General features: G+C 55.9%; 25 protein-coding genes and 1 pseudogene. 11 read left to right on the forward strand and 15 right to left on the reverse strand.

The genetic code is table 11. From position 1 onward, the window contains the following. Nucleotides 1–68 precede the first annotated feature (68 nt). The gene (locus AABB92_RS11375; RefSeq protein ID WP_031374453.1) at nt 69–1,277 is read right to left on the reverse strand and encodes an aldose 1-epimerase family protein; all 1,209 of its coding nucleotides are present in this window, start codon (nt 1,275–1,277) and stop codon (nt 69–71) included. A gap of 407 nt (nt 1,278–1,684) precedes the next feature. Here AABB92_RS11375 and AABB92_RS11380 point away from each other — a divergent pair, with 407 nt between their 5' ends. From AABB92_RS11380 to AABB92_RS11395, 4 genes are read left to right on the forward strand one after another with little or no spacing between them, the layout of a single operon-like run. Then, complete coding sequence (locus tag AABB92_RS11380) at nt 1,685–2,248, forward strand: peroxiredoxin (RefSeq protein WP_031374452.1); 564 nt, start codon at nt 1,685–1,687, stop codon at nt 2,246–2,248. 24 nt (nt 2,249–2,272) lie between these two features. Beyond that, on the forward strand, nt 2,273–3,511 hold the full coding sequence (locus AABB92_RS11385) for a protein-disulfide reductase DsbD family protein (RefSeq protein WP_031374451.1): 1,239 nt from the start codon (nt 2,273–2,275) through the stop codon (nt 3,509–3,511). A gap of 58 nt (nt 3,512–3,569) precedes the next feature. Next, nucleotides 3,570–4,121: a sigma-70 family RNA polymerase sigma factor gene (locus tag AABB92_RS11390; RefSeq protein WP_031374450.1), complete on the forward strand. Its 552-nt coding sequence runs from the start codon at nt 3,570–3,572 to the stop codon at nt 4,119–4,121. Next, the gene (locus AABB92_RS11395) at nt 4,108–4,752 is read left to right on the forward strand and encodes an NrsF family protein (RefSeq protein ID WP_031374449.1); all 645 of its coding nucleotides are present in this window, start codon (nt 4,108–4,110) and stop codon (nt 4,750–4,752) included. Before AABB92_RS11390 ends, AABB92_RS11395 begins: the two co-directional genes overlap by 14 nt. A gap of 68 nt (nt 4,753–4,820) precedes the next feature. Here the strand turns inward: AABB92_RS11395 and AABB92_RS11400 are convergent. Both AABB92_RS11400 and AABB92_RS11405 read right to left on the reverse strand, forming a co-directional pair. Further along, nucleotides 4,821–5,208: pseudogene (locus AABB92_RS11400) on the reverse strand (VOC family protein). Beyond that, the gene (locus tag AABB92_RS11405; protein ID WP_031374448.1) at nt 5,205–6,368 is read right to left on the reverse strand and encodes an MFS transporter; all 1,164 of its coding nucleotides are present in this window, start codon (nt 6,366–6,368) and stop codon (nt 5,205–5,207) included. The pseudogene AABB92_RS11400 and the gene AABB92_RS11405 overlap by 4 nt, the downstream one beginning before the upstream one ends. A 141-nt stretch (nt 6,369–6,509) precedes the next feature. Here AABB92_RS11405 and AABB92_RS11410 point away from each other — a divergent pair, with 141 nt between their 5' ends. Then, nucleotides 6,510–7,280 (forward strand): DeoR/GlpR family DNA-binding transcription regulator, encoded by a 771-nt coding sequence (locus tag AABB92_RS11410; protein ID WP_031374447.1) that lies wholly within the window; start codon nt 6,510–6,512, stop codon nt 7,278–7,280. Nucleotides 7,281–7,378: 98 nt separating this feature from the next. After that, on the forward strand, nt 7,379–7,783 hold the full coding sequence (locus AABB92_RS11415) for a GFA family protein (RefSeq protein WP_031374446.1): 405 nt from the start codon (nt 7,379–7,381) through the stop codon (nt 7,781–7,783). 37 nt (nt 7,784–7,820) lie between these two features. Here AABB92_RS11415 and AABB92_RS11420 read toward each other — a convergent pair whose 3' ends face one another. The 4 genes from AABB92_RS11420 to AABB92_RS11435 all read right to left on the reverse strand — a co-directional run bounded on the left by AABB92_RS11420 (nt 7,821) and on the right by AABB92_RS11435 (nt 12,804). Continuing rightward, nucleotides 7,821–8,306: a helical membrane plugin domain-containing protein gene (locus AABB92_RS11420; RefSeq protein ID WP_046289318.1), complete on the reverse strand. Its 486-nt coding sequence runs from the start codon at nt 8,304–8,306 to the stop codon at nt 7,821–7,823. Beyond that, nucleotides 8,306–11,278, reverse strand: coding sequence for a formate dehydrogenase subunit alpha (gene fdhF / locus AABB92_RS11425; RefSeq protein WP_046289317.1), 2,973 nt, complete (start codon nt 11,276–11,278; stop codon nt 8,306–8,308). The genes AABB92_RS11420 and fdhF overlap by 1 nt, the downstream gene beginning before the upstream one ends. Before the next feature lie 326 nt (nt 11,279–11,604). Beyond that, nucleotides 11,605–12,108, reverse strand: a complete 504-nt coding sequence (locus tag AABB92_RS11430; protein WP_082097616.1) for a helix-turn-helix domain-containing protein — start codon at nt 12,106–12,108, stop codon at nt 11,605–11,607. A gap of 315 nt (nt 12,109–12,423) precedes the next feature. Beyond that, complete coding sequence (locus AABB92_RS11435) at nt 12,424–12,804, reverse strand: DUF4354 family protein (protein ID WP_031374444.1); 381 nt, start codon at nt 12,802–12,804, stop codon at nt 12,424–12,426. Nucleotides 12,805–13,680: 876 nt separating this feature from the next. On the opposite strand from AABB92_RS11435, the gene AABB92_RS11440 reads away from it, so the two are divergent. Further along, complete coding sequence (locus AABB92_RS11440; protein ID WP_031374443.1) at nt 13,681–14,301, forward strand: response regulator transcription factor; 621 nt, start codon at nt 13,681–13,683, stop codon at nt 14,299–14,301. A 144-nt stretch (nt 14,302–14,445) separates the two neighbouring features. Here the strand turns inward: AABB92_RS11440 and AABB92_RS11445 are convergent, their stop codons facing one another. From AABB92_RS11445 to AABB92_RS11460, 4 genes are all read right to left on the reverse strand, one after another. Further along, entirely contained in the window at nt 14,446–14,838 is a 393-nt protein-coding gene (locus tag AABB92_RS11445; RefSeq protein WP_031374442.1) for a response regulator transcription factor, read from the reverse strand. Nucleotides 14,839–14,879: 41 nt separating this feature from the next. After that, nucleotides 14,880–15,134 carry a XapX domain-containing protein gene (locus tag AABB92_RS11450; RefSeq protein WP_046289316.1) on the reverse strand — a complete coding sequence of 85 codons (255 nt, stop codon included), beginning with the start codon at nt 15,132–15,134 and terminating at the stop codon, nt 14,880–14,882. Beyond that, nucleotides 15,131–15,361: a DUF1427 family protein gene (locus AABB92_RS11455; protein WP_031374441.1), complete on the reverse strand. Its 231-nt coding sequence runs from the start codon at nt 15,359–15,361 to the stop codon at nt 15,131–15,133. Before AABB92_RS11455 ends, AABB92_RS11450 begins: the two co-directional genes overlap by 4 nt. A 61-nt stretch (nt 15,362–15,422) precedes the next feature. Further along, nucleotides 15,423–16,115, reverse strand: a complete 693-nt coding sequence (locus AABB92_RS11460; RefSeq protein ID WP_031374440.1) for a hydrolase — start codon at nt 16,113–16,115, stop codon at nt 15,423–15,425. Nucleotides 16,116–16,417: 302 nt separating this feature from the next. On the opposite strand from AABB92_RS11460, the gene AABB92_RS11465 reads away from it, so the two are divergent. Genes AABB92_RS11465 through AABB92_RS11480 form a run of 4 tightly spaced genes read left to right on the forward strand, consistent with a single transcriptional unit; the run spans nt 16,418 to nt 21,207 of the window. Further along, nucleotides 16,418–18,295 (forward strand): amidohydrolase, encoded by a 1,878-nt coding sequence (locus AABB92_RS11465; RefSeq protein ID WP_031374439.1) that lies wholly within the window; start codon nt 16,418–16,420, stop codon nt 18,293–18,295. Between the two features lie 2 nt (nt 18,296–18,297). Next, entirely contained in the window at nt 18,298–18,720 is a 423-nt protein-coding gene (locus AABB92_RS11470) for a DoxX family protein (RefSeq protein ID WP_031374438.1), read from the forward strand. After that, nucleotides 18,707–20,335, forward strand: a complete 1,629-nt coding sequence (locus AABB92_RS11475) for an MFS transporter (RefSeq protein ID WP_031374437.1) — start codon at nt 18,707–18,709, stop codon at nt 20,333–20,335. The genes AABB92_RS11470 and AABB92_RS11475 overlap by 14 nt, the downstream gene beginning before the upstream one ends. Nucleotides 20,336–20,385: 50 nt before the next feature. Further along, the gene (locus tag AABB92_RS11480) at nt 20,386–21,207 is read left to right on the forward strand and encodes an alpha/beta fold hydrolase (protein WP_031374436.1); all 822 of its coding nucleotides are present in this window, start codon (nt 20,386–20,388) and stop codon (nt 21,205–21,207) included. Nucleotides 21,208–21,252: 45 nt separating this feature from the next. Here AABB92_RS11480 and AABB92_RS11485 read toward each other — a convergent pair whose 3' ends face one another. The 4 genes from AABB92_RS11485 to AABB92_RS11500 all read right to left on the reverse strand — a co-directional run bounded on the left by AABB92_RS11485 (nt 21,253) and on the right by AABB92_RS11500 (nt 25,522). Then, nucleotides 21,253–21,978 (reverse strand): pirin family protein, encoded by a 726-nt coding sequence (locus AABB92_RS11485; protein ID WP_031374435.1) that lies wholly within the window; start codon nt 21,976–21,978, stop codon nt 21,253–21,255. 179 nt (nt 21,979–22,157) lie between these two features. After that, the gene (locus tag AABB92_RS11490) at nt 22,158–23,138 is read right to left on the reverse strand and encodes a LacI family DNA-binding transcriptional regulator (protein WP_031374434.1); all 981 of its coding nucleotides are present in this window, start codon (nt 23,136–23,138) and stop codon (nt 22,158–22,160) included. An 84-nt stretch (nt 23,139–23,222) separates the two neighbouring features. Continuing rightward, complete coding sequence (locus tag AABB92_RS11495) at nt 23,223–24,269, reverse strand: sugar phosphate isomerase/epimerase family protein (RefSeq protein WP_031374433.1); 1,047 nt, start codon at nt 24,267–24,269, stop codon at nt 23,223–23,225. Between the two features lie 23 nt (nt 24,270–24,292). Next, on the reverse strand, nt 24,293–25,522 hold the full coding sequence (locus tag AABB92_RS11500) for an MFS transporter (RefSeq protein WP_031374432.1): 1,230 nt from the start codon (nt 25,520–25,522) through the stop codon (nt 24,293–24,295). Nucleotides 25,523–25,580: the final 58 nt, after the last annotated feature.

Genomic DNA, 25,580 nt, shown 5'->3' on the forward strand with positions numbered 1-25,580 from the left:
CTGCAGATTATCAGTAGAAAAAAATCCCGCAACGGCAACTGACGTTAGCGGGATTTTTATCTTACCGGTTACTCTTTGGCTATTGGCGTCGCAATTTCATCAATTTTGGTCTCGCCCTGAATAGTTTTGATCCGTTGCTCAACGTCTTTTACCTGCTCACTGTTATGCAGCAAGGTATAGGTCAGATCAAATGCGGTGCTGGCACCAGGTTGCAATTGCTTAACACGTTTTTGTTCACGTTCAATGGTAACCGGATAGGCGTAACTGGTGCCGGGTTCAATACCGGTCACATAGCCTTGCTTCAGCGTATCACTATTTTTCCACAGCGACAGCACCGGTAACTGGCGGGTATCAAACTGGATCGACGCGCCGCTGTTACCTGCTTTATTTACCACCGCAGCGACCGACTGATGATGATCATCAGCCAGCGGTTTGACGTTAAACACCATCTCGTCGAAATCTTTGGTTGGCCCCTGATAGGTTTGCCAGGTTTTCAGGCCGGCTTTGGCATAGTCATTAAACGGACTGATGCTGGACATCGGCGCGAGGAAACGCGCACCTTCTTCCAGAATCGGTGTGCCAAAGTTACTGTGGTAAATGATCTGATAATCGTGCGGGTAGTCACCGTGGTTGGTTAATACGTCATGCAGGCTGAAACTGTTGCTGCCCGGCACGTAGCGCAGTTCGGTCTGGGTCTGCAAATCGGCTTTTTTGAAGGTGCTTTCCTTAATTAAGCCGCGAATGCGGATTTCATGCGGCGCCGCGTCTGCCACCTCCACTTCCAGCTGTGAAACCGGGGTATTACCGGCTTTACCATGCAGCGTATAGATTTTACCGTCGGCGGTAACCGGGTGGCCGGTCCATTCATAACCGCAGCGCACCATCATCTCATTGAAACCTTCCAGCCAGCCCAGGCCGTTACGGCTCTCCAGATTAATAAACGCCGGTTTTACCACCTCTTTCACCGGTGAATCCCAGCCCATCCGGCTGCCAAAGCCTTCGACACGTAATAAATTCATGCCGCGGGTCGGACTCAGGGTAATGGTCAGGCCATCCTGACTGCGAATCACCAGAATTTTACTGCCTTCCTGCTTACCACCATGCAGCACCTTCTGCTCAATGCTGAACGGTTTGCCTGACAGTTTCAGCTCACTGCTGGAAATCTGCCAGTTTCCTTTATCCGTGCCCTGTTCAGCACTCGTCAGCACCCAGCTTTTCGCTGTAGCAGAGCCCGAAACCAGAACCGCCAGTACCGTTAACGCCAGTTTAATTTTCATTATTCATCCCTTTTGCTGAATCGGTTTACCTTTATTTAAGGCAAATCTAGGGATTTAACGCCTGAAGAAACGTGACACGCCTCACCTGCTGAAAAAAGCGCGGATATTTGCTTCATTAATGCGCGTTAAATCACAAAAGCATGGGATCAAATGTCGGGTTACATCCGGATACGTGAACCTGAAAGCCGTTAGCTTTATTCGATTCAGCGCCGAATACGCTCTGCACCATTATTCGATTGCGATGCGGTTTATTACGTCAGCGATATTCAATTTTCTTTGCGGCTTTTGGTCGCCTGATAGAAAAAGAGAAAAATAATTATCCTGGCGCGCAACTTTTTCGCCAGACCAGCGAACCTGTTAATAAGGTCATCAGGCGACACCGCCTGCCTGTTAACGGAGAGAGAATGATGCCAATGCAAAAATCCCTGAAAACCCTGGCTGTCGCCACCCTGATGGCGCTGAGCGTGCCGGTCAGTTCTGCCTTCGCCGCTCTGCAGGTCGGTGAAAAAGCGCCTGATTTTAAGCTGGAAGCCGCGCTGGCGGGTAAAGCCACTACCTTCTCATTGCAGCAGGCGTTGCAGAAAGGTCCGGTGGTGCTCTACTTCTTCCCGGCGGCCTTCAGTGCTGGCTGCACGCTGGAAGCGCACGACTTTGCTGAAGCAACCGATGAATTTAAAAAACAGGGTGCGACAGTGATTGGCGTAACCGCAGGCAATACCGATCAGATTGCCAAATTCTCACAGCTGGAATGCCGCGATAAATTCACCGTTGCAGCCGATCCTGGCGCAAAAGTGGCGGCCGAATATAAAAGCACCATGGAGATGAAGGGCCAGAAGCTTTCTGACCGTACCTCTTACGTCATTGCGCCTGATGGCAAAATTCTGCTCAGTTACACTGACAAAAATCCGGATGCTCATATTGAGAAAGCGATGGACGCAGTTAAAAAATATCGTCAGGCCAATCCGGCTTAATTTCACCCTCTGAGTAGGTTCATCATGCTGACAGCCATCGCGGCCGCCTTTCTGGGCGGCATTATTCTCAACTTAATGCCCTGCGTGTTTCCGGTTATCTCACTGAAAGCGCTGAGCCTGATCCGCCATCACGACAAACCTGCCCATGCCCGAATGGAAGGGCTGGCGTTTCTGCTCGGCGTGGTAGTTACCATGGTTGCACTGAGCGCCGTGCTGCTGCTGGCGCGTGCCGGTGGTGCCTCGGTGGGTTGGGGATTCCAGTTACAGTCACCGCTGGTGATCGCTGTGTTGATACTGGTGATGCTCGGGTCAGCACTGAACCTGCTCGGTCTGTTTGAGGTCGGGCTGTCGGTTCAGCGGGTTGGTGGCGTAGGAAGTGACCGTGGCGGCCTGATGGGATCGGCACTGACCGGTGCGCTGGCGATTATTGTCGCCACGCCGTGCAGTGCGCCCTTTATGGCCAGCGCCGTTGGTTATGCCCTGACCCAGCCGCCGCTGGTCAGCCTGGTGATTTTTATCGCGCTGGCGCTGGGTTTTGCTGCGCCCTTTACCCTGATCTCGTTTTTCCCGCTGCTGGCCCGGATCTTACCGGCCCCCGGCGCCTGGATGATCACCCTTAAACAGGGTCTGGCTTTTCCAATGCTGGGCGCAGTTGGCTGGTTAATCTGGGTGCTGGAACGTCAGGCGGGATCGGCGGCGCTGGCAGCGATTCTGGCCTGCTGTCTGTTATTCAGTTTTGCTGCGTGGCTGTATGGCATGGCGCAGAAACGCCGTATGATGGGACGGCGTCACTGGGCGCTGCACCTCGCGACCGTCTTTTTCCTGGCGTTAGTGGTTCCGCCACTACTTAACCTGAACAGCTTCGCCACGGCACCACAAACTGAAGAAGCCTCGCAGGCCGCCGCAGCCGTAGCCTGGTCACCGCAGAATGTCGACGCCATTAAAGGTCAGGGCAAACCGATTCTGGTTAACTTTACCGCGTCGTGGTGTATTACCTGTCAGGTCAACGATCGTACCTCGCTGTCGACGCAGGCGGTCAAAGCAGCGATGGCACGTACCAGTACCATTTACATGGTGGCGGACTCAACCAAATATAATCCTGATGTGGAACAGGCGCTGAGTGACTTTGGTCGGGGCGGTCTGCCGCTGTATGTGGTCTATCCCGCCAATGGCGGTAAGCCGGTGGTATTGCCTCAGGTGCTGACGCCAGGTATCGTCATTTCAGCTCTGGATCAGGCAACGGAGAACGGAAAGAAAACGTGAATCCCATGATGAATCGACACCGTGGCAGCCCGCCAGACGGTTAATCTGCTGATGATGAATGCCAGAAACTGATAACCGCGCGCTGCTATGGCCACACCTGATGGCCCGCGCGCAGGAAGGCGACAGAGACGCCTATAACCAGTTGTTAAAAGCGATGGTTCCGGCCATCCGCGCTTTAGTGTGCAAAAAAATCAGTGACGCTGCGCTGGTCGAAGATGTGATTCAGGAGACGCTGCTGGCGATTCATCGGGTACGCCATACCTACGATCCCCGTCGCCCGATATTGCCCTGGGTGGCGGCTATCACTTCTGCCAGGGCGATAGATGCACTGCGTCAGCGCGGTCGCCGTCAGGAAGTACAGGATGAGGATGCGCTGAACCAGCAGCCCGCCGACAGCGCTGATAGCGCCACGGCGACAGATGAACTCACCGGCTATCTGGGTACGCTGCCGCTGCGACAGCGTGAAATCGTTGAATCGGTCCATCTGCGTGAACAAAGTCTGGCGCAGGCGGCCGCCGAAACCAATCAGTCGGTATCAGCGGTCAAATCCCTGCTGCATCGTGCAATGCTTAACCTACGAAAATATGGAAGCAATCATGAGAAATCATGACCCGTTTATTGATCGGCTGAGCCAGTCCGCTCAGCCGGTACGGCGTGTCTGGCCGACACCCTGGCGCGTCACCGGCTGGATAGCCGCGGCGTTGCCCTGCGGCGCGCTGAGCAGTTGGGCGTTTCATACCCGGCTGACCGACTGGTCACAGCCTGACGCGACGATCGCGCTGATCGCCCTGCTGCTATCGCTGATCATTGCTGGCAGCAGCCTCGCTGCGGCATTTACCCTGAGTATTGCCGGAAGAAAAGCGTCCGGCATGGGCTGGCTGTTGCTGCTGGCTGGCGTATGGCTGACGCTCAATCTGCTCAACATGTCCTCATCACGACCGCCTGCAGGCGCGGGTCGTTTTGGTGAAGGCATACACTGCTATCTGTTTATGCTGTCCGCCAGTCTGCCGATGATGCTGCTGTCGGTGATTGCGTTGCAGCGCACCCGCTCCCTGCATCCGGGGAAAAGTCTGGCGCTGGCCGGCTGCGGCAGCGCCTTCAGCGCTTCGATGCTGCTGTCGCTGTGTCATGATACCCATCTGCATATGATCGATTTCTTAATGCATCTGGCGGCTGGTATCACGATTGTCGCTATCACGGTACTAGTGGGACGGCGCTGGGTACGGTTAGCTCAGGCCTGATGCCCCCACGCCGCCGCCGGTGAGCCATGCGGCGGCAGCACAGTTCTGCCGCCGCAGAAAACGTCGCACTATTCCGCGACAAGCTCAATCAGATTGCCATCAGAATCGCGGATAATTGCCTCATCGAAACCATCGCCAGTCCGGCGCGGCGGCGCGATTAATATGCCACTCTCAGCCGCGCGAACTGCCATCTCATCCACCTGATGCTCATCGCCTGGCGCAATGGCGATATGCGCCCAGCCCGTCATTTCCTGGCCGGTCTGCCCCGCTTCCAGCTCGGGTAGCGTCATCAGTTCGATTGTCGCCCCTTCACGCAGGCGCATAAAAATAAGAGGCGAAGCCGGGACGGTTTTTGCTGAGATGACGCTGATTACTGTTGGCACCAAACATCGCCTGCCAGAAAGCGCGCTGCGCTTCTGGATCGCGGGTCCACGGCGCGACGTGGCAAATCTTCATGCGTTATTCCCCTTCACGGTTCTTTGTCCCAGGTCCAGCGTCATTGAGATCGCGCCGACAACCAGCATCAGCAGAATAATCAGCGAGAAGGCGAACGACAGATGGGTAAAATGCGCCACATAGCCAATCACGGCGGGGCCGCTCAATACGCCCATATAGCCGAGTGTGGTAATCGCCGGCACCGCGACGGATTGCGGCATCACCGTCTGCTGCCCTGCGGCTGAAAACATCACCGGCACGATATTGGCGCAGCCCGCGCCCACCAGGGCATAACCCAGTAACGCCAGCGGCCAGGCGGTGATAAAGGTGACGATAGCCAGACCTGCGGCAGCAATTAACGCGCCGCCCAGCACCACCGGAAAGCGTCCCAGCGACAAAATAATCCGATCGCCGGTCAGGCGCGCCACCGTCATTGCCACCGCAAAAAAGGTATAGCCCAGTCCGCCCAGCGCCTCCGGAATAGCCCGGACATCGGTCAGATAGACCGCACTCCAGTCCAGCACCGTGCCCTCGGTCAGGAACACCGCGAAGCAAATAATACCAATAATCAGTACACTACCGCGCGGTATCGCAAAAGCGGGGCCTTCAGAAGGATTCGCATAGGTCAGCAAACCGGCCGCGCTGTAGAGCGTCATGACCACCACCGCCGCAATGACCAGTAAGCAGCTGGCCAGCACGCTTAACCCCATTGCCAGCAACAACGTCATCAGCCCGGCGCCCGCAATTCCGCCAACGCTGTACATGCCATGGAAACCGGACATTAACGGTACCGCAGACTGCTTCTCCACCAGAATCGCCTGGATGTTCATGGCGCAATCGGTGACGCCGATACCCACGCCAAACACTAACAGCGCCAGCGCCAGCCACAGCGGATCGCTCAGTACCGACAGCCAGGGCGTACTGATAATAATCAATCCAATCGCCACCAGAATCACCCGCCGGCAGCCGAACCGGCTGGTCAGCAAGCCGGTAACCGGCATTGCGATCAGCGCCCCCATTCCCAGACACAGCAGTAGCGTTCCCAGTACCGCTTCATTGACACCGGTATTGGCACGCGCAAACGGGACAATCACCGCCCAGGTTGCAGTAACAAAACCGGCAAGAAAAAAAACGATCCGCGTTGCCAGCGTCGGGGATACTGCAGTTTCGCGAAGAGCCATACCGATCCTTTTTAAAAATGAATGCCAGAGGCCAGCCATCTGCCCTGATCAAAGCCTGCCCGCCTCTGACCCTATTGACAGCGGTAAGCGGCGGCGTGATGATGCTCACTATAGCTCGATTGTGATTATTCAGGAGTATTAATGCTCGATTATGCAGCTTTCCCGCAGCAGCGACAAGCGCTGATCCGTGAGATTTTGCAGCAGAACGGACGCGTGGTCTGCGCGGATCTGGCACGCCAGATGGCGGTCTCGGAACACACTATCCGCCGGGATTTGCATGAACTCAGTAAAGAGGGCTTGTGTAAAAAGGTCTATGGCGGAGCGGTATTGCCGCTGCCGGATGCAGGCAGTTTTACCCATCGAAAAGAGCAGGATCATGCAGTAAAAGCCCTGATCGCGCAGCGCTGCGCCAGCCTGATCAACAGCAACAGCTGCATTTTTATTGATGCCGGCACCACCAATCTGGCGCTGGCGCGGGCTCTGCCGGCAGATCTTGCCTTAACCGTAGTAACCAATGCGCCTGATATTGCGGCGGTGCTGTTAGCGCATCCGCGCGCGGAGGTGATCATGCTGGGCGGGCAGATGCAAAAAAGCACCGGCGGCTGCGTCGGGCAAAGCGCTATTCAGCAGGTGCGAGGCATGCTGTTCGACCAGGCCTTTATCGGTGGCTGTGCAATGAGCCCGGAAGCCGGACTGACCGGTTTTGACTATGCCGATTGTGAATTTAAAAAAGTGGCCATTGAGCAGAGTAATCAGGTGATTGTCGGCCTGACGGCCGAAAAAATCCCTGCGGTGGCCCGGTTTAAAATCGCGGAATGTCATGCGCTTTCGCTACTGGTAGTGGAGAAAAAACTGGATAAAGCATTGCTGAGCGCCTTTGAGGCGGAGGACCTGACGCTGATTACCGTTTAATCTACAGCGCGTCATTTTCCCGCGCTACACTGTTGTGACGGCGTAAACGTGGCAGACGCTATCACGCCAGCCGCTACGCACTTATCCAGGAGATCGCGATGCAAAATGAGATATCGGCACAATGCCATTGTGGCGCAGTGGCGTTCAGCGTGACGCTGAAAGATGGATTTAACACGATACGGCGCTGCAACTGTTCGTTCTGCCGGATGCGGGGCACGGTTGTGGTCTTTGCCAGCCAGATTGAGGTGACGCGCGGCAAAGAACAGCTCACCGAATACCGCTTTAACAGCAAGCAGGTCGGCCATTACTTCTGTTCAGTCTGCGGCATTTACACCTTTCATCAGAGCCGTTCACAGCCCGATCAGTATGGTGTCAACGTTGCCTGCCTGGCGGGCGTTTCCCCGTTTGATTTTACCGATGTTCCGGTTAGCGATGGCATCAACCATCCCAAAGATGGCGGAGCCGGCGGCGTCGCCGGACATCTGATCTATAAACCGGCCTGACTCGCAGAGGGTGCGGTCGCGCACCCTCTGCGGTGGATTACTCCAGACTGCTCTTGCCACTAAAACGCGTGATCGGCTTCTGCTCTTCCCCGTCGATTTGCTGCGAGAAAACCTTGAGGGCCGATAAAACCGGACTCAGGCCACGCCACAGTTCATCATCATTCAGCAGCCGGATAATGCCGCGGATCCCTGGCGCGGCTTTGCCGCTATTGGCTTCTTCCCTGGCCGGTTTAATCGCCATCGCCGCATCCCGCAGGGCGAGCAGCAGGTGGTTAAACCTTTCCGGCGGAACGCTGCCCAGCGTCATCATCAACAGCGATAGATTTTGCAGGGCGCTCTGGGTGCCAGGCTGATTCAGACCTGACACCAGAATCTTGCCGATCTCGCTATTTGATTTCACCAGATCGTTCGCCAGTCGCAAAAATCCGTGCTGATGCAGGCTTTCGATTAACTCATCCATCGCTTCTCTGGCGGTCTGCTCAGTACGGGTCGGCGTAACCTGATATTTCATCCTTTCTGCCATCAGAATTTCTCCGGTTTTTCAACGTGTTCTGGCGGTTCGCGATAGCCCTGCTGCTGCCATTTCTGTTCCACCGGCAGGTGATCCAGCGGCGTGCGTTGGCCATAGCGAAAATTGTGTAACGGTAGAGGATTCGGCTGGATGCGTCGCTCCACACGCTTCATGTTTACCGCCACCTCTTTATAGGCGGGGGTGTTTACGTCCGGATCATGGTGTTCACCGGTCAGCGTATTGACGCCATCCTTTCCGTGGTGGATCGGCATAAACAGCACGTTACCGGCCACCCGATCGGTGATCACTACCGGAACATCCATCGAGCCGCGCCGGGAGGAAATGCGAACCCACTCGCCTTCGGTCAGACCGCGCTCGGCGGCCAGCTGCGGCGAGATTTCCACAAACGCATTCGGTGACAGCGACATAAAACGGCCACCCTGCCCGGTCTGGTTGGTGGACTGGAAATGCTCCAGCATCCGGCCATTGTTGAGCAGCAGGTTATATTCGGCATCTTCCTGCTCGGCCGGCGGCTGCCAGCGTAAGGGATAGAGCCGCGCTTTCCCGTCCGGGAAGTGAAACTGTTCGGTATAAAGCAGCGGCGTGCTTTCACCGTTGGCGTTCACCGGCCAGATTTGCGACTGCCAGCCCACCAGTTGCTCGTAGCTGACGCCAGCAAAGATCTCCGCGATGCCGGCGGCTTCAGCCATGATTGCGCCTGGATTCGGGTAATACCACGGATGCCCGAGCCGCGCGGCCAGATCGGTGAAGATTTGCCAGTCTGGCCGGCTGTCGCCAAGCGGTGCCATGGCAGGCGAGAAATGCTGGATGCGCCGCTCGGTATTGACGAAGGTGCCCTCTTTCTCCACGCTCGGGCAGCCCGGCAATACCACGTCGGCGAACTCTGCGGTGCGGCTCATAAAGATATCCTGCACCACCATGAATTCCAGATTACTGAAGGCTTCATGCACGTTGGTGGAATCCGCATCGGAAAACGCGGTTTCTTCGCCGGTGATATACATGGCGCGCAGTTTGCCTTCATGGGCATGCTGCACCATCTTGAAGTTATCCGCGCCCGGCTGATCGGACAGCGCTTCAGGATCGACGCCCCAGGCGCGCGCCCATTTTTCCCGTACCGCAGCATCGCTGACTTTTTCATAGCCCGGATAAACATTACTCAGGCAACCGAAGTCACTGGCACCCTGCACGTTATTATGGCCGCGCATCGGATAGCCGCCGGTACCGGGTCGGCCATAGTTGCCGGTCACCAGCAGCAGGTTGGATAATGCGGTGCTGGTGTCCGCGCCGTGGCTGTGCTGGGTGATGCCCATCGCCCACAGAATACAGGCGCTGCCAGCCTGGCCGATCATCTCGGCTGCCGCTGTCAGCTCTTCCTCACTCAGGCCGCAGGTCTCGCTGGCAAACGCCAGGGTAAAGGGGGCAAGCGATTCACGGTATTCTTCTACCTGATTAACCCGCTGTGCCAGGAAAGCCTGATCGGCATAGCCGTGATCAAACATATATTTCGCCATCGCAGATGCCCACACCAGGTCGGTGCCGGGTCGGATGCGCAGATAGCGGTCAGCACGCTCGGCCATTTCATGACGACGCGGGTCAACGACCAGCAGTTTCTGCCCCTGATGTTTGTGGCTCTGCTTAATGTGCGAGGCGATAACCGGATGGTTCTCCGCCAGATTGCTGCCGACGATAACGATCAGTTCAGTTTTTTGCAGATCGCGAATAGTGCCGGCATCGCCGCCGTAGCCGACGGTGCGAAACAGCCCTTCTGTCGCCGGGTTCTGACAATAGCGCGACGAGTTATCAACGTTGTTAGTGCCGAAGATCAGTCGGGCAATCTTCTGTGTCAGATAAGCTTCTTCATTGCTGGCTTTACTTGAGCCAATAAACCCAATCGCATCGCCGCCATACTGCTGGGCAACCCGGCGTAAACCGTCGGCGACGCGCTGCAGCGCTTCGTCCCAGCTGGCGGGCCGGAAGCGGCCATTTTCACGAACAAGCGGCGTGGTCAGACGCTGCGGGCTATTAACGAAGTCCCAGCCAAACTTACCTTTCACGCAGGTTGAGATGCCATTTGCTGGCGCATCCGCCACCGGCTGAACTTTCAGGATGTGACGATCGCGGGTCCAGATCTCAAAACTGCAGCCGACGCCGCAATAGGTGCAGACGGTTTTGGTGCGTTTGATTTCGGCCTGGCGCAGCGCCACATCGATTTTTGACACGCCGGTGATCGGTTCCATGCCGATACTGTTTTCCAGCGTTTTGACGAAGTCGATCAGCGGACGTTTCAGCCCTTCATCCATGGCGGTGAACGGGCCTGCATCCGGCTGCATGGTTTTTTCCAGCAGCGCGTTACACGGACAGACCGTGACACAGTGTCCACAACTGACGCAGCTTGAGCCGGCAATCTCGGTACCGCCATCCCACAGCACCCGCGGATGCGCCTGCGTGTAGTCTATCGACAGCGTTTCATTAACCTCAACGTTCTGGCAGGCCTCCACGCAGCGGCCACATAAAATGCACTGGTCAGGATCGTAGGTATAAAACGGATTGGAGTGATCTTTGGCGTACGGCTTGGGCTGGTGTGGATAGTACTGAATCGGAATATGCATATCCGCCACAGCATTATGTAATGTGCAGTCACCGGTATTGTGTTCACACACCGTGCAGTAGAGTTCGTGGCGATTAAGCAACCGATCCATCCCCTCCTGCTGCGCCACTTGCAACGCAGCGCCTTCACTCTGCACCTCTAATCCGTCATGGGTACGCAAGGTGCAGCCACGCACCCGCTCGCCATTGGCATCGACCCAACAAACATCGCAACTCTGTAACGGTGTCAGTGCCGGGTGATAACAGACATGGGGCAGTTTTTTTCCCTGCGCATCAAGAAAATCAATCAAGGGTTGATCAGCTAACCCGGTTAGCCGTTCACCATTAAAAATAATGGTGCAGTGTTCTCCGCTCATATAAGCCTCATGAAGACATTGCGAATAGCTTCCAGCCGAAAAATATCCCTGTATTTATAGGGTTGACTCTTCAGCTTAGTGAGGATTAACAGCCGCGCCACGGATACCGCTACGCTTATTGCGGTTACTCTCTGAATCGTAAACTGTTTTAAAATGTAATGACTTTTTACTGAGCGGCAAAAGCCGACAGCCGCCACTGACGCAGCTGTTTCTTTTGATTAGAGTTATTGCTGAAAACCGCAGAGAGAGAGTAAGCCAGCAAAGCGGTGATTGCGGCGCTGCTGTCGCAGCAAAACAGCGCGTCTGGTGTTTGACCTGACCGCCCTTCAGGCGGCACAGAACAGCGGCGAGCCATACTGATGTGACGCCAGTGCAAGCCGCAGCCAGGGCGCGGTGTCTGGACTCAGCCGTTCAGACAGGAAACGCTCACAGGCGGGCAGATCGTGACCGTATTGATTGCGAAACGCGCCGGGCGTCAGGGTGAGATATTTACGAAAGGTGCGGGTGAAATTCTGCTGGCTGGTAAAACCGTTTTCCACCGCAATATCCAGCAGACCTTTGTTGGTGGCGATCACCGCCACTGCCGCGCGCATAACCCGGCGCAGACGGATATATTCGCCAAGGTTATAGCCGGTGCGATCGCGGAACGCGCGTTGAAAATGCCAGTGACCGTAACCGCTTTTGCTGGTGATGGTTTTCACCCGGACCCGTTCATCAAACAGGTTTTGTTCAATCCACGGCAGAATATCGCTGACCACGGCATCCATTGCCCTGACGCTACTGCTGCCTGTCGCAGGCAATGTTGCCTGTCTGCTTACCTCCTCACACATAGGCCCTCCGCGCTGAAAGTGACTGAATCGCAACCGGCATGCTGTCCGGCTGGTGCAGCCACGATTATTCCGCTCAGCGTCGAAGATGGATAGTTATACAAACGGATAAGTCACGGGCTTACCGGCCCGATATTCCGACTTTAAAGCCATCGTTCGCTGCGGAGTTAAGGCCGGGATTGTTTCACTATTTAGTATGTTGTAACTATGTGGCGCGATGTGAATTATGCCGGGCGGCTGCTTAGAGCAGGCATTTTGTCGCGAGAGCTAATCAGGCGAGTTCCAGCGGAAAAGCAGCCCGCAGGCTGCCTTAGCGGATTATTTGCATTCGTCGGAGATTTTAACCAGCGCCGCTTTGAGTACAACATCCTGCTCATCAGCAAACACAGCGATTCCCTTAACCGGCTTGCCTTGTTTCAGAGAGCCGGTGGTTAACGCTTCATCAACAGTATCGATTTTAAATTCTTTATTATCAGGCGTGTAAGCCTTCAGGCAAATCGTTGATAAATCAACAGGATCGCCGGATAAATTGGCTATCGAGACTTCAAAGGTTTTAGTGTAGGAAGTTTTATCACCAATGGATACGGACCCCTGAGATTGTTCGGTCGCATAGACGGCAACATTGCCAGGCGTAACTGCGTTTGCGGCAAAACCCATACCGGCCAGAGTCAGAGATGCAACGATAGTAGAAAACTTCATATTAATACCTGTTTGTCTGTTAAACGTCTAAATTACTGCACTTAAGCAAAATACAGTGCTGCGATGTTACTTAACCCAAACTAAACAGTACCTAAATGTAACAATAGTGAATGGAATTTTGAGGTTACGTGACGAAATTTTGCCAGGCTCGGCTTATCACGACGTCCAGGTGTGCCTGGGCAGTGGCAATCACTGACTCTCCACGCGCTGTACCTCACTCAGTCCGTTCAGCATGATAAGGAGTCAGGATTCATCGGGTCACCCTTGAGGCGCTTAAGCCGTATGGCTGGCTGGATTAATCAATCTAATCTGCGCGCGCTGGTCAATACGCGATAAACACCTGCCGCCCTCTCCCGCCCGACATCTTTAAAATTAACTGGTCCTGTTTTTATCCTGCAATAGAAACGCCGCCGCCATTTAAACGTCTGACATAATAAAAAGTAATTACGTACCGGCAGAATCTTTTGTCAGAATGCACGGACACTACATGGTCTGATCAATTTATTACGCTGACATTCAATATGGATTATTTCTACGGGTGAGTTGCACTATTCAACTGACGATTCTTCTGACACTAAAAAATGACCAAATGATGACAGAATTAATCGGCTTTGATGACCGCTACACGGCGGTTGAAACACTGTTTCAGGAGGTTAACGGCGCCACTCCGTTCATCATTTAACCATTATTTTCAGTTATTTATCTGAATGTCATCAAGAGCGTAATTTATAGATGATAATGAAAATTGTTATGATAAGATTCTGTTAACACCGGTGGTTTTCCGTGGCTGACAGGCTAAGAGTGAAATAACTGCTGATCACTTTACACCACCCAGGTTTGAAACTTTTCTGAACTGCTGGCTGGAATGAGATCTCTATGAATCACATCGTATATATCGTTGATGACGACGCTGCGGTAACCACAGCCCTGAGTAATCTGCTCAGTTCTGACAATTACGACGTTATTTCTTTTTCTTCCGCTGATGATTTCCTCGCGCACGACTTCGCCCCGCTTCCCTGCTGCCTGATTCTGGATATTAATATGCCGGGCGCGGATGGGTTTGAGGTCGCTCAGGTGTTGATTGATCGCGGATTCACCATCCCCACCATCTTCTTAACCGGTTTTGGCACCATTCCTGTTACGGTGCGGGCGATGAAAACCGGCGCTTACGAGTTCCTGACCAAACCGGTTGATCCTGACCGTATTCTGCAGGCGGTATCAGAAGCCATGCGTATTGCGGAACAGAATATGGCGACCTCGCAGGAGAAACGTGAGATGACTCTGCGCCATCAGACGCTGACACCGCGTGAAAGTGAGGTGATGTTACTGGCAATTAGCGGACTGCTGAATAAACAGATCGCCGCAGAGATGGGCGTCAGTGAGATTACCGCCAAAGTGCATAAACGGCGGGTGATGGAGAAGATGAATGCCCGGTCGTTATCCGATCTGGTGCGGGCAGCGGAACGGTTGAATATCGCCAACACCCGACGCCGCTAAGGCATTCGGGCAGCCTGTTACTGTAAGGTTGCCCGGTTCAGCCGCGCTCTGCCTTGCCCGATGCAGAACGAGCGCACAAAACCCGAGTGCTGAACGCGGCCAGATAATCCCCAGCGACGGCAGCCAGCTTACCATCGGTTACGGTTACTCTGCGCAGTTGCCTTGGTCGTCAGACAATTCACTGCGGATCAGCTGCAGAAAAGCATCAACATCGATCGGTTTGCGAAAAAAAGTGAGCGCACCCAGCGCAATGGCATACCACAGGGTAGTCTCTTCCAGGTCGGCAGAGATGAAGATTACCGGCGGCAGAGCGGGTCGCTGTTTCAGCAGCGTGAACAGCTCAAAACCGCTCATCCCTTTGAGTCCGACGTCAATGATCAACATGCTCACCTCAGAAAGCGCATTGTCATCTGCCAGTAACGCTTCTCCCGACTCGAATAATCGTGTGGTGTAGCCGTCAGAATGCAATAAATTACTCAGCCCACTCCGGACTGAGCGTTCATCATCAACAATGACAATACGCTGTGACAGCGTCATGCAGTTATCCTCTGAAAGCCCTTACCTGCCTGGTGAAGGACTTAGGGTGCTTTATCGCCGCCCGGTGGCGGTGTACCACTGATTTTGGGGACACATTCGTGGCGGAACCACGCCAGCGTCACCGGTTGTCGGCGGATTAAGCGTTTTCCCAGTGGAATCAACTGCTCACCCACCAGCATGCCAAATAGCCCCACCAGCGCGATCACCGGAGGTGCCGGGGAATTCACATCGATCAGGGCATAGACTACGCCGGCGAGCAGCCCGACAATCAGAGAAATAGCGTACGATTTCATCATGATCGGCCTGCCTGATGTGAAGTGAGAGTGGCTGGATCGGCCGGCTGCAGCAGCGCGGTCGCCGGTCTGGCGGCGGGCAGCCAGGCATGCATCAACGCGCCGCCCAGTAACATTCCCAGCAGGCCGACCAGCGCAATCGCTGGTGGTGCGGGCGAACGGACATTGAGCAGCGCATACAGCAGGCCGATCAGCACGCCTGCGCCGAGTGAAATAATGAGAGGAAACATATCAGGCTCCTGTTCTGCGGCAGTGCTGACCGGCATCAGATGCCGATCAGCAGGCTGCAACTTAGCGTACAGGCGCGTGAACAGGCGCCAGCGTGCGGTGCTCGCTCTTCTGACGTGATGGCGCTTTATGCACCATGGTGTAGGCGTAATCCACGCCAATGCCGTAAGCACCAGAGTGCTCTTTCGCAATGTTCATTACCGCGTCATAGGTATCGCGGTTAGCCCAGTCACGCTGCCACTCCAGCATCACCTGCTGCCAGGTAACCGGCACCACACCGGCCTGAATCATGCGCTGCATGGCATAGTCGTGTGCCTCTTTGGTGGTGCCGCCTGACGCATCAGCCACCATATAAATCTCATAACCGCCTTCCAGCATCGCGCACAGCGCAAAGCTGTTGTTACACACTTCGGTCCACAGACCGGAAACCACCACTTTTTTCTTGCCGTTGGCCGCCAGCGCATCACGCACTTTCTGGTCATCCCAGGAGTTCATTGAGGAGCGCTCTAAAATGTCCTGACCCGGAAATACATCCAGCAGCTCCGGATAGGTGTGACCCGAAAAGCTTTCGGTTTCTACAGTGGTGATGATGGTGGGAATGTTGAAAACTTTGGCCGCTTTCGCCAGCGCAACGGTGTTGTTTTTCAGGACCTGACGATCAATTGACTGCACGCCAAACGCCATCTGCGGCTGCTGGTCGATGAAAATGATCTGGCTGTTATGTGGCGTCAGGACTTCAAGCTTAGCGTTGGACATGTGTTCACCCATAGAGGTTAAGTAACTGGATTTCCGCAAACCGGAACGGAGCAAAATGAACAGCCAGAACGTGTTAATGCAGGCTTTCTCTTCAGGCTGCTGGCTGTCTGGTCGCAGTGTAGGACGGTCGGCGAAACCAGACTATTATCTCTGCGTATAACTATACGAAGGTATAGGTATCCCTTCGTATAACTAGACGCTCCAACAGACCTCTCACCATAATCCGTTCTATTCGTGCCCTGCTCCCTGCAGCGCACTTCCCTGTCCCGCGGCAAGTCGGACAACCCCATTCAGGAGGATCTATGGTTACGCTGGGTAAAGCAGAACTGATATTAACCAATGGCAAATTTCACACCGTTGACCGCAGCAATCCGTTTGCCGAAGCCGTCGCCATCCGCGAAGGCAAATTCGTCGCGGTCGGCTCGCTGGCGGAAGTGATGGAATACCATTGCGACGGCACCAAAGTGATCGATTTGAAAGGTCACACCGCCGTGCCGGGTCTGAACGACTCACACCTGCATCTGATCCGTGGCGGTCTGAACTACAACCTCGAATTACGCTGGGAAGGCGTCCCTTCGGTTGCCGATGCGCTGCGTATGCTGAAGGAACAGGCGCTGCGTACACCGTCGCCACAGTGGGTGCGCGTGGTGGGCGGCTGGACAGAATTCCAGTTTGCTGAACGCCGGATGCCGACGCTCGATGAGATCAACGAAGCCGCGCCGGACACGCCGGTGTTTGTGCTGCACCTCTACGATCGCGCCCTGCTTAACCGCGCCGCGTTAAAAGTAGTGGGCTACACCAAAGAGACGCCTAACCCGCCGGGCGGCGAAATTCAGCGCGACAGCAACGGTAATCCGACCGGCATGCTGATTGCCCGCCCCAATGCGATGATCCTCTACGCCACGCTGGCCAAAGGGCCGAAGCTACCGCTGGAGCAACAGATCAACTCCACCCGCCAGTTTATGCGTGAGCTGAATCGCCTCGGCCTGACCAGCGCCATCGATGCCGGCGGCGGTTTCCAGAACTATCCCGAAGATTATCAAGTGATCGCCGAACTGCATCAGAAGAAGCAGATGACCCTGCGTATCGCCTATAACCTGTTTACCCAGCGGCCAGGCCACGAACTGGAAGATTTCGAAAAGTGGACCGATATGCTGACGCCGGGCCAGGGCAGCGACTATTTCCGCCACAACGGCGCGGGCGAAATGCTGGTGTTTTCGGCGGCAGACTTTGAGGATTTCCTCGAGCCGCGTCCTGACTTAGCGCCAGGCATGGAAGATGAGCTGGAGCGCGTGGTGCGTCATCTGGTCGAGCATCGCTGGCCGTTCCGCCTGCACGCCACCTATGACGAATCGATCAGCCGGATGCTCGACGTGTTCGAGAAGGTCAACCGCGATATTCCGTTTAACGGGCTGCACTGGTTCTTCGACCATGCGGAAACGGTCACCCAGCGCAATATTGATCGTATCAAAGAGCTGGGCGGCGGCATCGCGGTCCAGCATCGCATGGCGTTTCAGGGTGAATACTTTGCCGAACGCTACGGCATTGAAGCCACCCGGCATACGCCGCCGGTGGCGCGGATGCTGGAAACCGGCGTGCCGGTCGGACTCGGTACCGATGCCACCCGCGTCGCCAGCTATAACCCGTGGACCGCACTTTACTGGCTGGTATCCGGACGCACCGTCGGCGGAATGCAGATGTATGACGTTAACGCCCGCCTCGACCGCGAAACCGCACTGATGCTCTGGACCCAGGGCAGCGCGTGGTTCTCCAGTGAACAGGGTAAAAAAGGCCAGATTAAAGCGGGTCAGCTGGCGGATATGGCCGTGCTCAGCAAAGACTTTTTCAGCGTGCCTGAAGAGGAGATCAAAGGCATTGAATCGGTGCTGACCGTGGTAGATGGCAACATCGTCTATGCTGCCGGTTCATTCACCTCCGAAGCGCCGCCTGCCATTCCGGTTCTGCCCGAGTGGTCTCCGGTGGTTAACGTGCCGGGTCATTACCGCAGCGCGCCGCCGGTAGCGCAGAGCCGCGTCGGCATGATGCCTGCGGCTCACCACTGTAGCGGTCCGTGCGGCGTACACAGCCACTCGCACGATATCGCGCGCGGCTCCAGCGTGCCGGTCGCCGAAGACAACGCCTTCTGGGGCGCGCTCGGCTGCAGCTGCTTCGCGTTTTAATCATGAAGACCTTATTCACTCAGCCGCCCCGGGTTAACGCGGGGCTGTTCTTCCTGCGACTGGCGGGCAGCCTGCTGCTGTTACATGTGCACGGGCTGCCTAAGATCCTGCATTTCAGTGAAGAACTGACGCGTATCGAGGACCCGTTTGGACTGGGTCCGATGATGAGTCTGCTGCCGGCCATTCTGGCGGAAGTGGTGTGTCCGATATTTATCATCCTCGGCTGGGGTACCCGCCTCGCCTGTCTGCCGATCATTGCGGTGTTGCTGGTGGCGATGCTGGTGGTTCATCCCGGCTGGTCGATTGCTGAAGGCCAGTTTGGCTGGCTGTTGCTGATTATCTTCACCACGCTGGCATTAACCGGGCCAGGCGGCTGGCGGCTGGGTGCCAGTGCTCAACAGGAGGTGCGCCATGGCGCAGGTTAATGACATTCACCAGCTCGATCAGGAGGTCAGCGACGCGCCGAAAGCAGGCGCCGTTTCTCCGATGCAGCCGCTGCATCAGCCGGTGTTTCGGATGTTGTGGATTGCCACGGTAGTCTCCAATATCGGCTCGTGGATGAACGATGTTGGCGTCAACTGGACCATGCTAACGCTCAGCGCCGATCCGCTGGCGGTGGCGCTGGTGCAGGCGGCCAGCAGCCTGCCGATGTTTCTGTTCGCCCTGCCGTCGGGCGTGATGGCGGATATCGTTGACCGTCGCAAATACCTGCTGTTCTCCCAGCTGTGGACCTTTATCGCCGCCGCCGGGCTGACGGTACTGGCCTATACCGGCCACGTTACGCCAACGGTATTGCTGGCCGCCGCCTTCCTGCTCAGCGCCGGTGCCGCGATGAGTTCGCCACCGTTCCAGGCGATCGTCCCGGATCTGGTGAGTAAATCGGAGCTGGGTCCGGCGATTGCGCTGAATTCACTGGGTATCAATATCAGTCGCGCCATCGGCCCGGCGCTGGGTGGATTGATCCTCTCCTTTACCGGTCCGTGGATGGTGTTTCTGCTGAATGCGCTGTCGGTGCTCGGCGTGGCGTGGGTGCTCTATCGCTGGAAGGCGGAACCCAGCGTCCAGCGCCTGCCGCCGGAGCACTTCTTCCCGGCCGTTCGCGCCGGACTGCGCTATGTTCACGCTGCGCCGGTATTACGCAACGTGCTGGTGCGCACGGTCGCCTTCTTCCTGTTCGGCAGTGCCGGCTGGGCTTTGCTGCCGCTGGTGGCGCGTCGGGAGCTCGGCCTCGGTCCGGGCGGTTACGGCATTATGCTGGCCTGTATCGGCATTGGCGCGATTACCGGTGCGGTGATGCTGCCGCGCCTGCGCCGCCGCTTCAGTTCCGATCGGCTGATGGTGCTGGCCAGCCTGTTGTTCGCCCTGACCATGCTGGCGCTGGCATTTGTCCGTCATTTCTGGTTGCTGAATGCCTGCGAGTTCTTTACCGGCTTCGCCTGGATTGCGGTGCTGTCAACGCTGAACCTGGGCGCGCAGCGCAGCGCAGCGAAATGGGTTAAGGCCCGTGCGCTGGCGGTCTACCTGACGGTTTTCTTTGGCTCAATGACGCTCGGCAGCACCCTCTGGGGACAGCTGGCTTCCCACTTCAGCATTCCGGTTTCACTCTGTATCGCCACGCTCGGCATGGTGCTGGCCAGCAGCACGGTGTGGCGCTGGCGGCTGGATCAGGACCCCGATCTGAATCTCGATATGATCGGTGATGGCGTTAACGCCCCGGTGCTGGATATTCGTCATGAACGCGGTCCGGTGATGGTGAATTACGAATACCGGATTAATATTGATGAAGCCCATGCCTTTGCCGTCTGCATGCAGGATATGCGTCGCGTCAGGCGTCGGGGCGGTGCCATCAACTGGTCAGTCTACGAAGATATTCTCCAGCCTGGCATTTTCGTCGAAACCTTTGTGGTGGGCTCCTGGGTAGAACATTTACGCCAGAAAGAGCGCTACACCATCAACGATCAAAAAATCCAGCGTCGGGTTAACGCCTTTCATCAGGGTGAAAATCCGCCTGAAGTTCGATACCTGGTGGCACCAGCCTGACCGGCTGTACAGCAACCTTTCATTCATCACGTCATGTAGAGGGCAATACCATGAGCACACTCAAAACCACCGACGGCACCCATATTTATTTCAAAGACTGGGGCACCGGTAAGCCTGTACTGTTCAGCCACGGCTGGCCGCTGGATGCGGATATGTGGGACAGCCAGATGAATTTCCTGGCAGAGCGCGGTTACCGGGTTATCGCTTTTGACCGTCGTGGCTTTGGCCGTTCCGAACAACCCTGGACCGGCAGCGATTACGATACTTTTGCTTCTGATATTAACGATTTGATTAATCATCTCGATCTGCAGGATGTCACACTGGTGGGTTTCTCAATGGGCGGCGGTGATGTGACGCGCTATATCGGCCGTTACGGCACTGCACGTGTGGCGGCGCTGGTATTGCTTGGCGCGGTAACGCCGGTGTTCGGCAAAATCGCTGATTACCCGCAGGGCGTCGATCTGTCGGTGTTTGCCGGTATCCGCGATGGCCTGCTGAAAGATCGTGCGCAGTTCATCAGTGATTTCGCCACGCCGTTCTACGGCCTTAATGCCGGTCAGACCGTTTCGGAAGGCGTGCTGACCCAGACGCTGAACATTGCGCTGCTGGCCTCACTGAAGAGCACCGTTGATTGCGTTACCGCCTTCTCCGAGACCGATTTCCGTGCCGATATCGCCAAAGTAGATGTGCCGACGCTGGTGATCCACGGCAGCAACGACCAGGTGGTGCCGTTTGAATCCACCGGTAAAGTGGCCGCAGAGATGATTGAAGGATCAGAACTGAAGGTCTATGACAATGCGCCACACGGTTTCGCGGTGACGCATCAGGATCAACTGAATCAGGATCTGCTGGCGTTTTTGAACGCGCGTTAACAGCAAAAAACTGCGCGGTGCAAGCCGCGCAGTTTTTATTAACGGTTAACGGGTCGGATGATTGACTTCATTTGGCCGCAGGTCGAACACCAATACTTCCGCGTCGTTACCGCCACTGAAGGTCAGAGTTTTCTCGTCACGCACCCGCGCACCGTCTCCGGCATTAAACTGCAGTCCATTAACGGTGATACTGCCGCGCGCCACATGAATATAAGCGTAGCGATCGTCCGGCAGCGTCAGGGTTTGCTGCTCGTCTCCGTCGAATAAGCCTGCATAGATACGGATATCCTGACGCACCCGCAGCGCGCCATTTTCCCCTTCCGGCGAAATAATCAGCCGCAGATTACCGCGTTTATCCGCTTCACTGATCGAAACCTGCTGATATCCCGGCGGGCTGTTTTTCTCTGCCGGCACCACCCAGATTTGCAGGAAGTGCACGCCATCGGTACTGGAGTGGTTAAACTCACTGTGCGTCACGCCACTGCCGGCGCTCATCAGCTGCACGTCGCCGGGCACGATAACTGAACCGGTACCCATCGAATCTTTGTGCGCCAGTGCGCCTTCCAGTACGTAAGAGATAATCTCCATGTTGCTGTGGGGATGCGCACCGAAGCCACGTCCTTTCGCCACCCGGTCATCATTAATGACCAGCAGATCAGAAAAGCCAACCTGTTTCGGGTCCCAGTAGTTGGCAAAGGAGAAGGTGTGACGTGAATTCAGCCAGCCGTGATCACCGACGCCGCGTTGTTCTGACAATCTTTGCTCAATCATGTTCTGCCCCTTAACGTGCTGTTTAATGGTGTGAAGCGCGAGTGCCCTTCGTTAGAAACAGCATATAAGTAAACCTGATCGTCGAACAATGGCGTCAAAAGCCAATCACTGTCACGGATTAGTGGACAATAACGCTAAGCGGTATTTCGCATGAAAGCGGGAGGCTGATAAGTGAGGTGTTAGCTGCTGGCGCGCAGGATTAATTCGCCGGTCATGATGATGCGCTGCGGCGACGCGTCGGGCCGGGCAATTTTCTGCAGCACCAGTTCGCACGCCTGGCGGCCTATCTCACGTGACGGCTGGGCCAGGGTGGTAAGCGGCGGCGAAACCATGCCGGCCAGCTCGGTGCCGTCAAAACCAACCACGGCGATATCGTCCGGGATGCGCAGGCCAGCCTGCTGAATAGCCGCCATTGCACCGGCGGCAAGCGTATCAGAGACGGCAAACACCGCGTCTGGCCGGGTTTCAGCCTGCAGTAACAGATTCATCGCCGCCTGACCGGCGCTAAAACTCAGCTCACTGGCGTAGGCGATCGCCTGCCAGCTCAGCCGTTGTTGACTGAGCTGTTGCAGATAACCCTGCTGACGCAGCCGGGCATAGTTGTAACTCAGATCGTGATTGATCAGGCCGATGCGCTGCCGTCCCTGCTCAGCCAGATACCCGACCACCTGCCGGGCGGCAACGCGATCGTCGATACCGACACAGGAGGTCGCGCCACTGTCGTCATATTCAGCACACTGCACCCACGGCGCAGTGCCAATCAACTGACTCAGCTCGGCCAGTTTACTGAACGCATCCATGGTGATGATGCCATCTACCATTTTGCCGGAGAGCAACTGCAGGCTGGAACGCGACCGCTCGATATCTGAACCTGAATTACACAGCAGAATGCGATAACCGTTTTTCTCAGCCTGCTCCTCAATCCCTTTCACCACTTCAGCGCAAAACGGGTTAGAAATATCCGAGACCATCACCAGAATCATGGAGCTGCGGGCGGTACGCAACTGACGCGCCAGCAGGTTAGGCTGATAATTACTCTCTTTGATCGCCTGCAGCACCTTCTGGCGATTGCGATCTTTGACACTGTCGCTGTTATTTAACACCCGTGAAACCGTGGCAACCGAGACCCCGGCCAGCCGGGCGATTTTCTGAATCGACATTATGGCAACCCTTGCTCAAATCGGTGACAGGCAGGCTAACACATTTTTCTGCACCGCTGCGTCGCCCGCCCGACCTTCAGGGACTCAGTCCAGCCCCAGTTGCCTGCGTACCGGCGCAGCGGCGGCGGCAAAATCGTCAAAAGCGCGATCGGCGACCGGAATAATATTGCGACGGATAAACTCTGCGCCTTCACGCGCGCCGGTCTCGCCCTCTTTCAGGCAGCATTCCCATTCCAGCACCGCCCAGCCTGGGTAATCGTACTGCGCCAGTTTGCTGAAAATGGTTTTAAAGTCGATCTGCCCATCGCCCGGCGAGCGGAAACGACCGGCCCGCGACAGCCACGGCTGATATCCGCCGTAAACGCCACTGCGGCCATTGCGCAGAAATTCGGCATCCTTAACGTGAAACGCTTTGATCCGCGGATGATAGATATCGATAAATTGCAGATAATCGATGTGTTGCAGATGAAGATGGCTGGGATCAAACAGAATATTGCAGCGCGGATGATGATTGACCTGCGCCAGAAATCGCTCAAACGTCACGCCATCATGCAGATCTTCGCCCGGATGAATTTCATAACAGAGATCAACGCCGTGCCGGTCAAAGCTGTCCAGCACCGGTAACCAGCGGCGCGCCAGTTCGGCGAAGGCCTCATCGAACAGCGCCGGGCTTTGCGGTGGCCACGGATAGAACCACGGCCAGGCCAGCGATCCGGAAAAGGTCGCATGCGCCTGCAGGCCGAGTTTTTCCGAAGCCGCTGCCGCGCGCTTTAGCGTGGCAATGGCCCACTCAGTACGCCTGGCCGGATCGCCGCGCAGCGCCGCTGGAGCAAAACTGTCGAAGGCAGCATCAAAGACCGGATTTACCGCGATCAATTGCCCTTCCAGATGGGTTGAAAGTTCACTGATTTCCAGTCCATAGCCCGCCAGCAGACCGCGGATATCGTCACAGTAGGTCTGACTGACGGCCGCCTGCTCAACATCAAAAATCGCGGGCTGATGACAGGGGATCTGCAACGCCTTGTATCCCAGTCCCGCCGCCCATTCAGCCAGTCCGGCCAGCGAATTAAACGGTGGCCGATCGCCGATAAACTGCGACAGGAATATGCCCGGCCCTTTTACTGTTTTCATCTCCGCCTCCTTAAATGAAACACTCAATCCCGATATCTGAACGAGAACAGGAAAATAATCGCAATCAGCGCCGCCGCCACCGCCGGGATCCACCAGAAAATGGCCCAGCTCTCCGCGCTGGCATTGCCCGCCACCAGCTGGTTATAGAGCGCGCCGGAGATCTGCGATCCCAGCAACATGCCAATGCCATAAGTAAACATCACCACCATGCTCTGTGCCTGACCTTTAACCTTTTCACCGGCAATGCGATCGGTATAAATAAAGCCCACTACAAAGAAAAAGTCATAGCAGACGCCGTGCAACAGGATGCCGAGATAGATCAGACTGCGCGTCTCATCACTCATCCCCAGCGCAAACAGCGCATAGCGAACAAACCACGCCGCCATGCCAATCAGCAGCATGTATTTCACGCCAAGGCGACGGAACAGCAGCGGGATGATCAGCATAAAGACGATTTCCGACATCTGCCCCAGCGACATCAGCGTACTGACATTCTGAACCCCGGCATCCGCCAGCCAGGATGCGGTAAAGGCGTAATAGGTCCCGAGCGGAATCGAAATCAGCGTGGCGCACAGCGCGAACACCAGAAAATGACGCAGCTTAAGCAACGCAAAGGCATCGGCACAGAACAGGTCCCGCACTTTGAGCGGCAACCCTTTGGCCGGGGCCGGCGTATGCGGCAGCGTCAGGCTGTAGATAGCCAGCACCAGCGAACTCAGCGCCGCCAGCTGGAAAACCGCAGTACTGGCGGAAATGCCGGTTACGCCAATAAATATCCCCGCCACGATCCAGCCGATAGTGCCGAACACCCGGACAACCGGAAAACTTTTCTCACTGCTGGCCAGGCTGTGAAACGCAATGTTATTCGACAGCGCCAGCGTCGGCATAAAGCAGAGGGTATAGCCGAATAACAGCGCAATCAGCAGCGCGCCGTTTTCATCGATCAGCGCCTGTGGCACCAACCACATAATCACCGCGCCCGCGAGATTCATTACCGCCATCACCTTTTGCGACGGAAAGAAGCGATCCACCAGCATACCGAGCACGAAGGGCGATAAAATCGAGGCGATCGGCCCGGCCGAAAACGCATCGCCAATCAGCAGCGACATATTATGCTGGGTCATTACCAGACCCAGGGTGACTGACCAGCTGCCCCAGATGAAAAACTGCATAAACATCATCAGGGAAAGACGTGGAACCAGCAGCCGCTGCTGCATGCGCTGACGCGCACTCTCCTGCACTGTCGCTATCATCAGAACCTCGTCATTTATCATCGATTACCGGTTGGTGAGCTGTAAAGTAATCGATTAC

It is taken from the genome of Pantoea brenneri (genome assembly GCF_038594305.1).
In the GTDB taxonomy this organism is placed as follows: Bacteria; Pseudomonadota; Gammaproteobacteria; order Enterobacterales; family Enterobacteriaceae; genus Pantoea; species Pantoea brenneri.

What these genes read in the sequence shown, in the direction of transcription:
- AABB92_RS11375 (WP_031374453.1), bottom strand. Translation starts at nt 1,277, where the DNA reads ATGAAAATTAAACTGGCGTTAACGGTACTGGCGGTTCTGGTTTCGGGC.
- AABB92_RS11380 (WP_031374452.1), top strand. Translation starts at nt 1,685, where the DNA reads ATGCCAATGCAAAAATCCCTGAAAACCCTGGCTGTCGCCACCCTGATG.
- AABB92_RS11385 (WP_031374451.1), top strand. Translation starts at nt 2,273, where the DNA reads ATGCTGACAGCCATCGCGGCCGCCTTTCTGGGCGGCATTATTCTCAAC.
- AABB92_RS11390 (WP_031374450.1), top strand. Translation starts at nt 3,570, where the DNA reads ATGCCAGAAACTGATAACCGCGCGCTGCTATGGCCACACCTGATGGCC.
- AABB92_RS11395 (WP_031374449.1), top strand. Translation starts at nt 4,108, where the DNA reads ATGAGAAATCATGACCCGTTTATTGATCGGCTGAGCCAGTCCGCTCAG.
- AABB92_RS11405 (WP_031374448.1), bottom strand. Translation starts at nt 6,368, where the DNA reads ATGGCTCTTCGCGAAACTGCAGTATCCCCGACGCTGGCAACGCGGATC.
- AABB92_RS11410 (WP_031374447.1), top strand. Translation starts at nt 6,510, where the DNA reads ATGCTCGATTATGCAGCTTTCCCGCAGCAGCGACAAGCGCTGATCCGT.
- AABB92_RS11415 (WP_031374446.1), top strand. Translation starts at nt 7,379, where the DNA reads ATGCAAAATGAGATATCGGCACAATGCCATTGTGGCGCAGTGGCGTTC.
- AABB92_RS11420 (WP_046289318.1), bottom strand. Translation starts at nt 8,306, where the DNA reads ATGGCAGAAAGGATGAAATATCAGGTTACGCCGACCCGTACTGAGCAG.
- fdhF (WP_046289317.1), bottom strand. Translation starts at nt 11,278, where the DNA reads ATGAGCGGAGAACACTGCACCATTATTTTTAATGGTGAACGGCTAACC.
- AABB92_RS11430 (WP_082097616.1), bottom strand. Translation starts at nt 12,108, where the DNA reads ATGTGTGAGGAGGTAAGCAGACAGGCAACATTGCCTGCGACAGGCAGC.
- AABB92_RS11435 (WP_031374444.1), bottom strand. Translation starts at nt 12,804, where the DNA reads ATGAAGTTTTCTACTATCGTTGCATCTCTGACTCTGGCCGGTATGGGT.
- AABB92_RS11440 (WP_031374443.1), top strand. Translation starts at nt 13,681, where the DNA reads ATGAATCACATCGTATATATCGTTGATGACGACGCTGCGGTAACCACA.
- AABB92_RS11445 (WP_031374442.1), bottom strand. Translation starts at nt 14,838, where the DNA reads ATGACGCTGTCACAGCGTATTGTCATTGTTGATGATGAACGCTCAGTC.
- AABB92_RS11450 (WP_046289316.1), bottom strand. Translation starts at nt 15,134, where the DNA reads ATGATGAAATCGTACGCTATTTCTCTGATTGTCGGGCTGCTCGCCGGC.
- AABB92_RS11455 (WP_031374441.1), bottom strand. Translation starts at nt 15,361, where the DNA reads ATGTTTCCTCTCATTATTTCACTCGGCGCAGGCGTGCTGATCGGCCTG.
- AABB92_RS11460 (WP_031374440.1), bottom strand. Translation starts at nt 16,115, where the DNA reads ATGTCCAACGCTAAGCTTGAAGTCCTGACGCCACATAACAGCCAGATC.
- AABB92_RS11465 (WP_031374439.1), top strand. Translation starts at nt 16,418, where the DNA reads ATGGTTACGCTGGGTAAAGCAGAACTGATATTAACCAATGGCAAATTT.
- AABB92_RS11470 (WP_031374438.1), top strand. Translation starts at nt 18,298, where the DNA reads ATGAAGACCTTATTCACTCAGCCGCCCCGGGTTAACGCGGGGCTGTTC.
- AABB92_RS11475 (WP_031374437.1), top strand. Translation starts at nt 18,707, where the DNA reads ATGGCGCAGGTTAATGACATTCACCAGCTCGATCAGGAGGTCAGCGAC.
- AABB92_RS11480 (WP_031374436.1), top strand. Translation starts at nt 20,386, where the DNA reads ATGAGCACACTCAAAACCACCGACGGCACCCATATTTATTTCAAAGAC.
- AABB92_RS11485 (WP_031374435.1), bottom strand. Translation starts at nt 21,978, where the DNA reads ATGATTGAGCAAAGATTGTCAGAACAACGCGGCGTCGGTGATCACGGC.
- AABB92_RS11490 (WP_031374434.1), bottom strand. Translation starts at nt 23,138, where the DNA reads ATGTCGATTCAGAAAATCGCCCGGCTGGCCGGGGTCTCGGTTGCCACG.
- AABB92_RS11495 (WP_031374433.1), bottom strand. Translation starts at nt 24,269, where the DNA reads ATGAAAACAGTAAAAGGGCCGGGCATATTCCTGTCGCAGTTTATCGGC.
- AABB92_RS11500 (WP_031374432.1), bottom strand. Translation starts at nt 25,522, where the DNA reads ATGATAGCGACAGTGCAGGAGAGTGCGCGTCAGCGCATGCAGCAGCGG.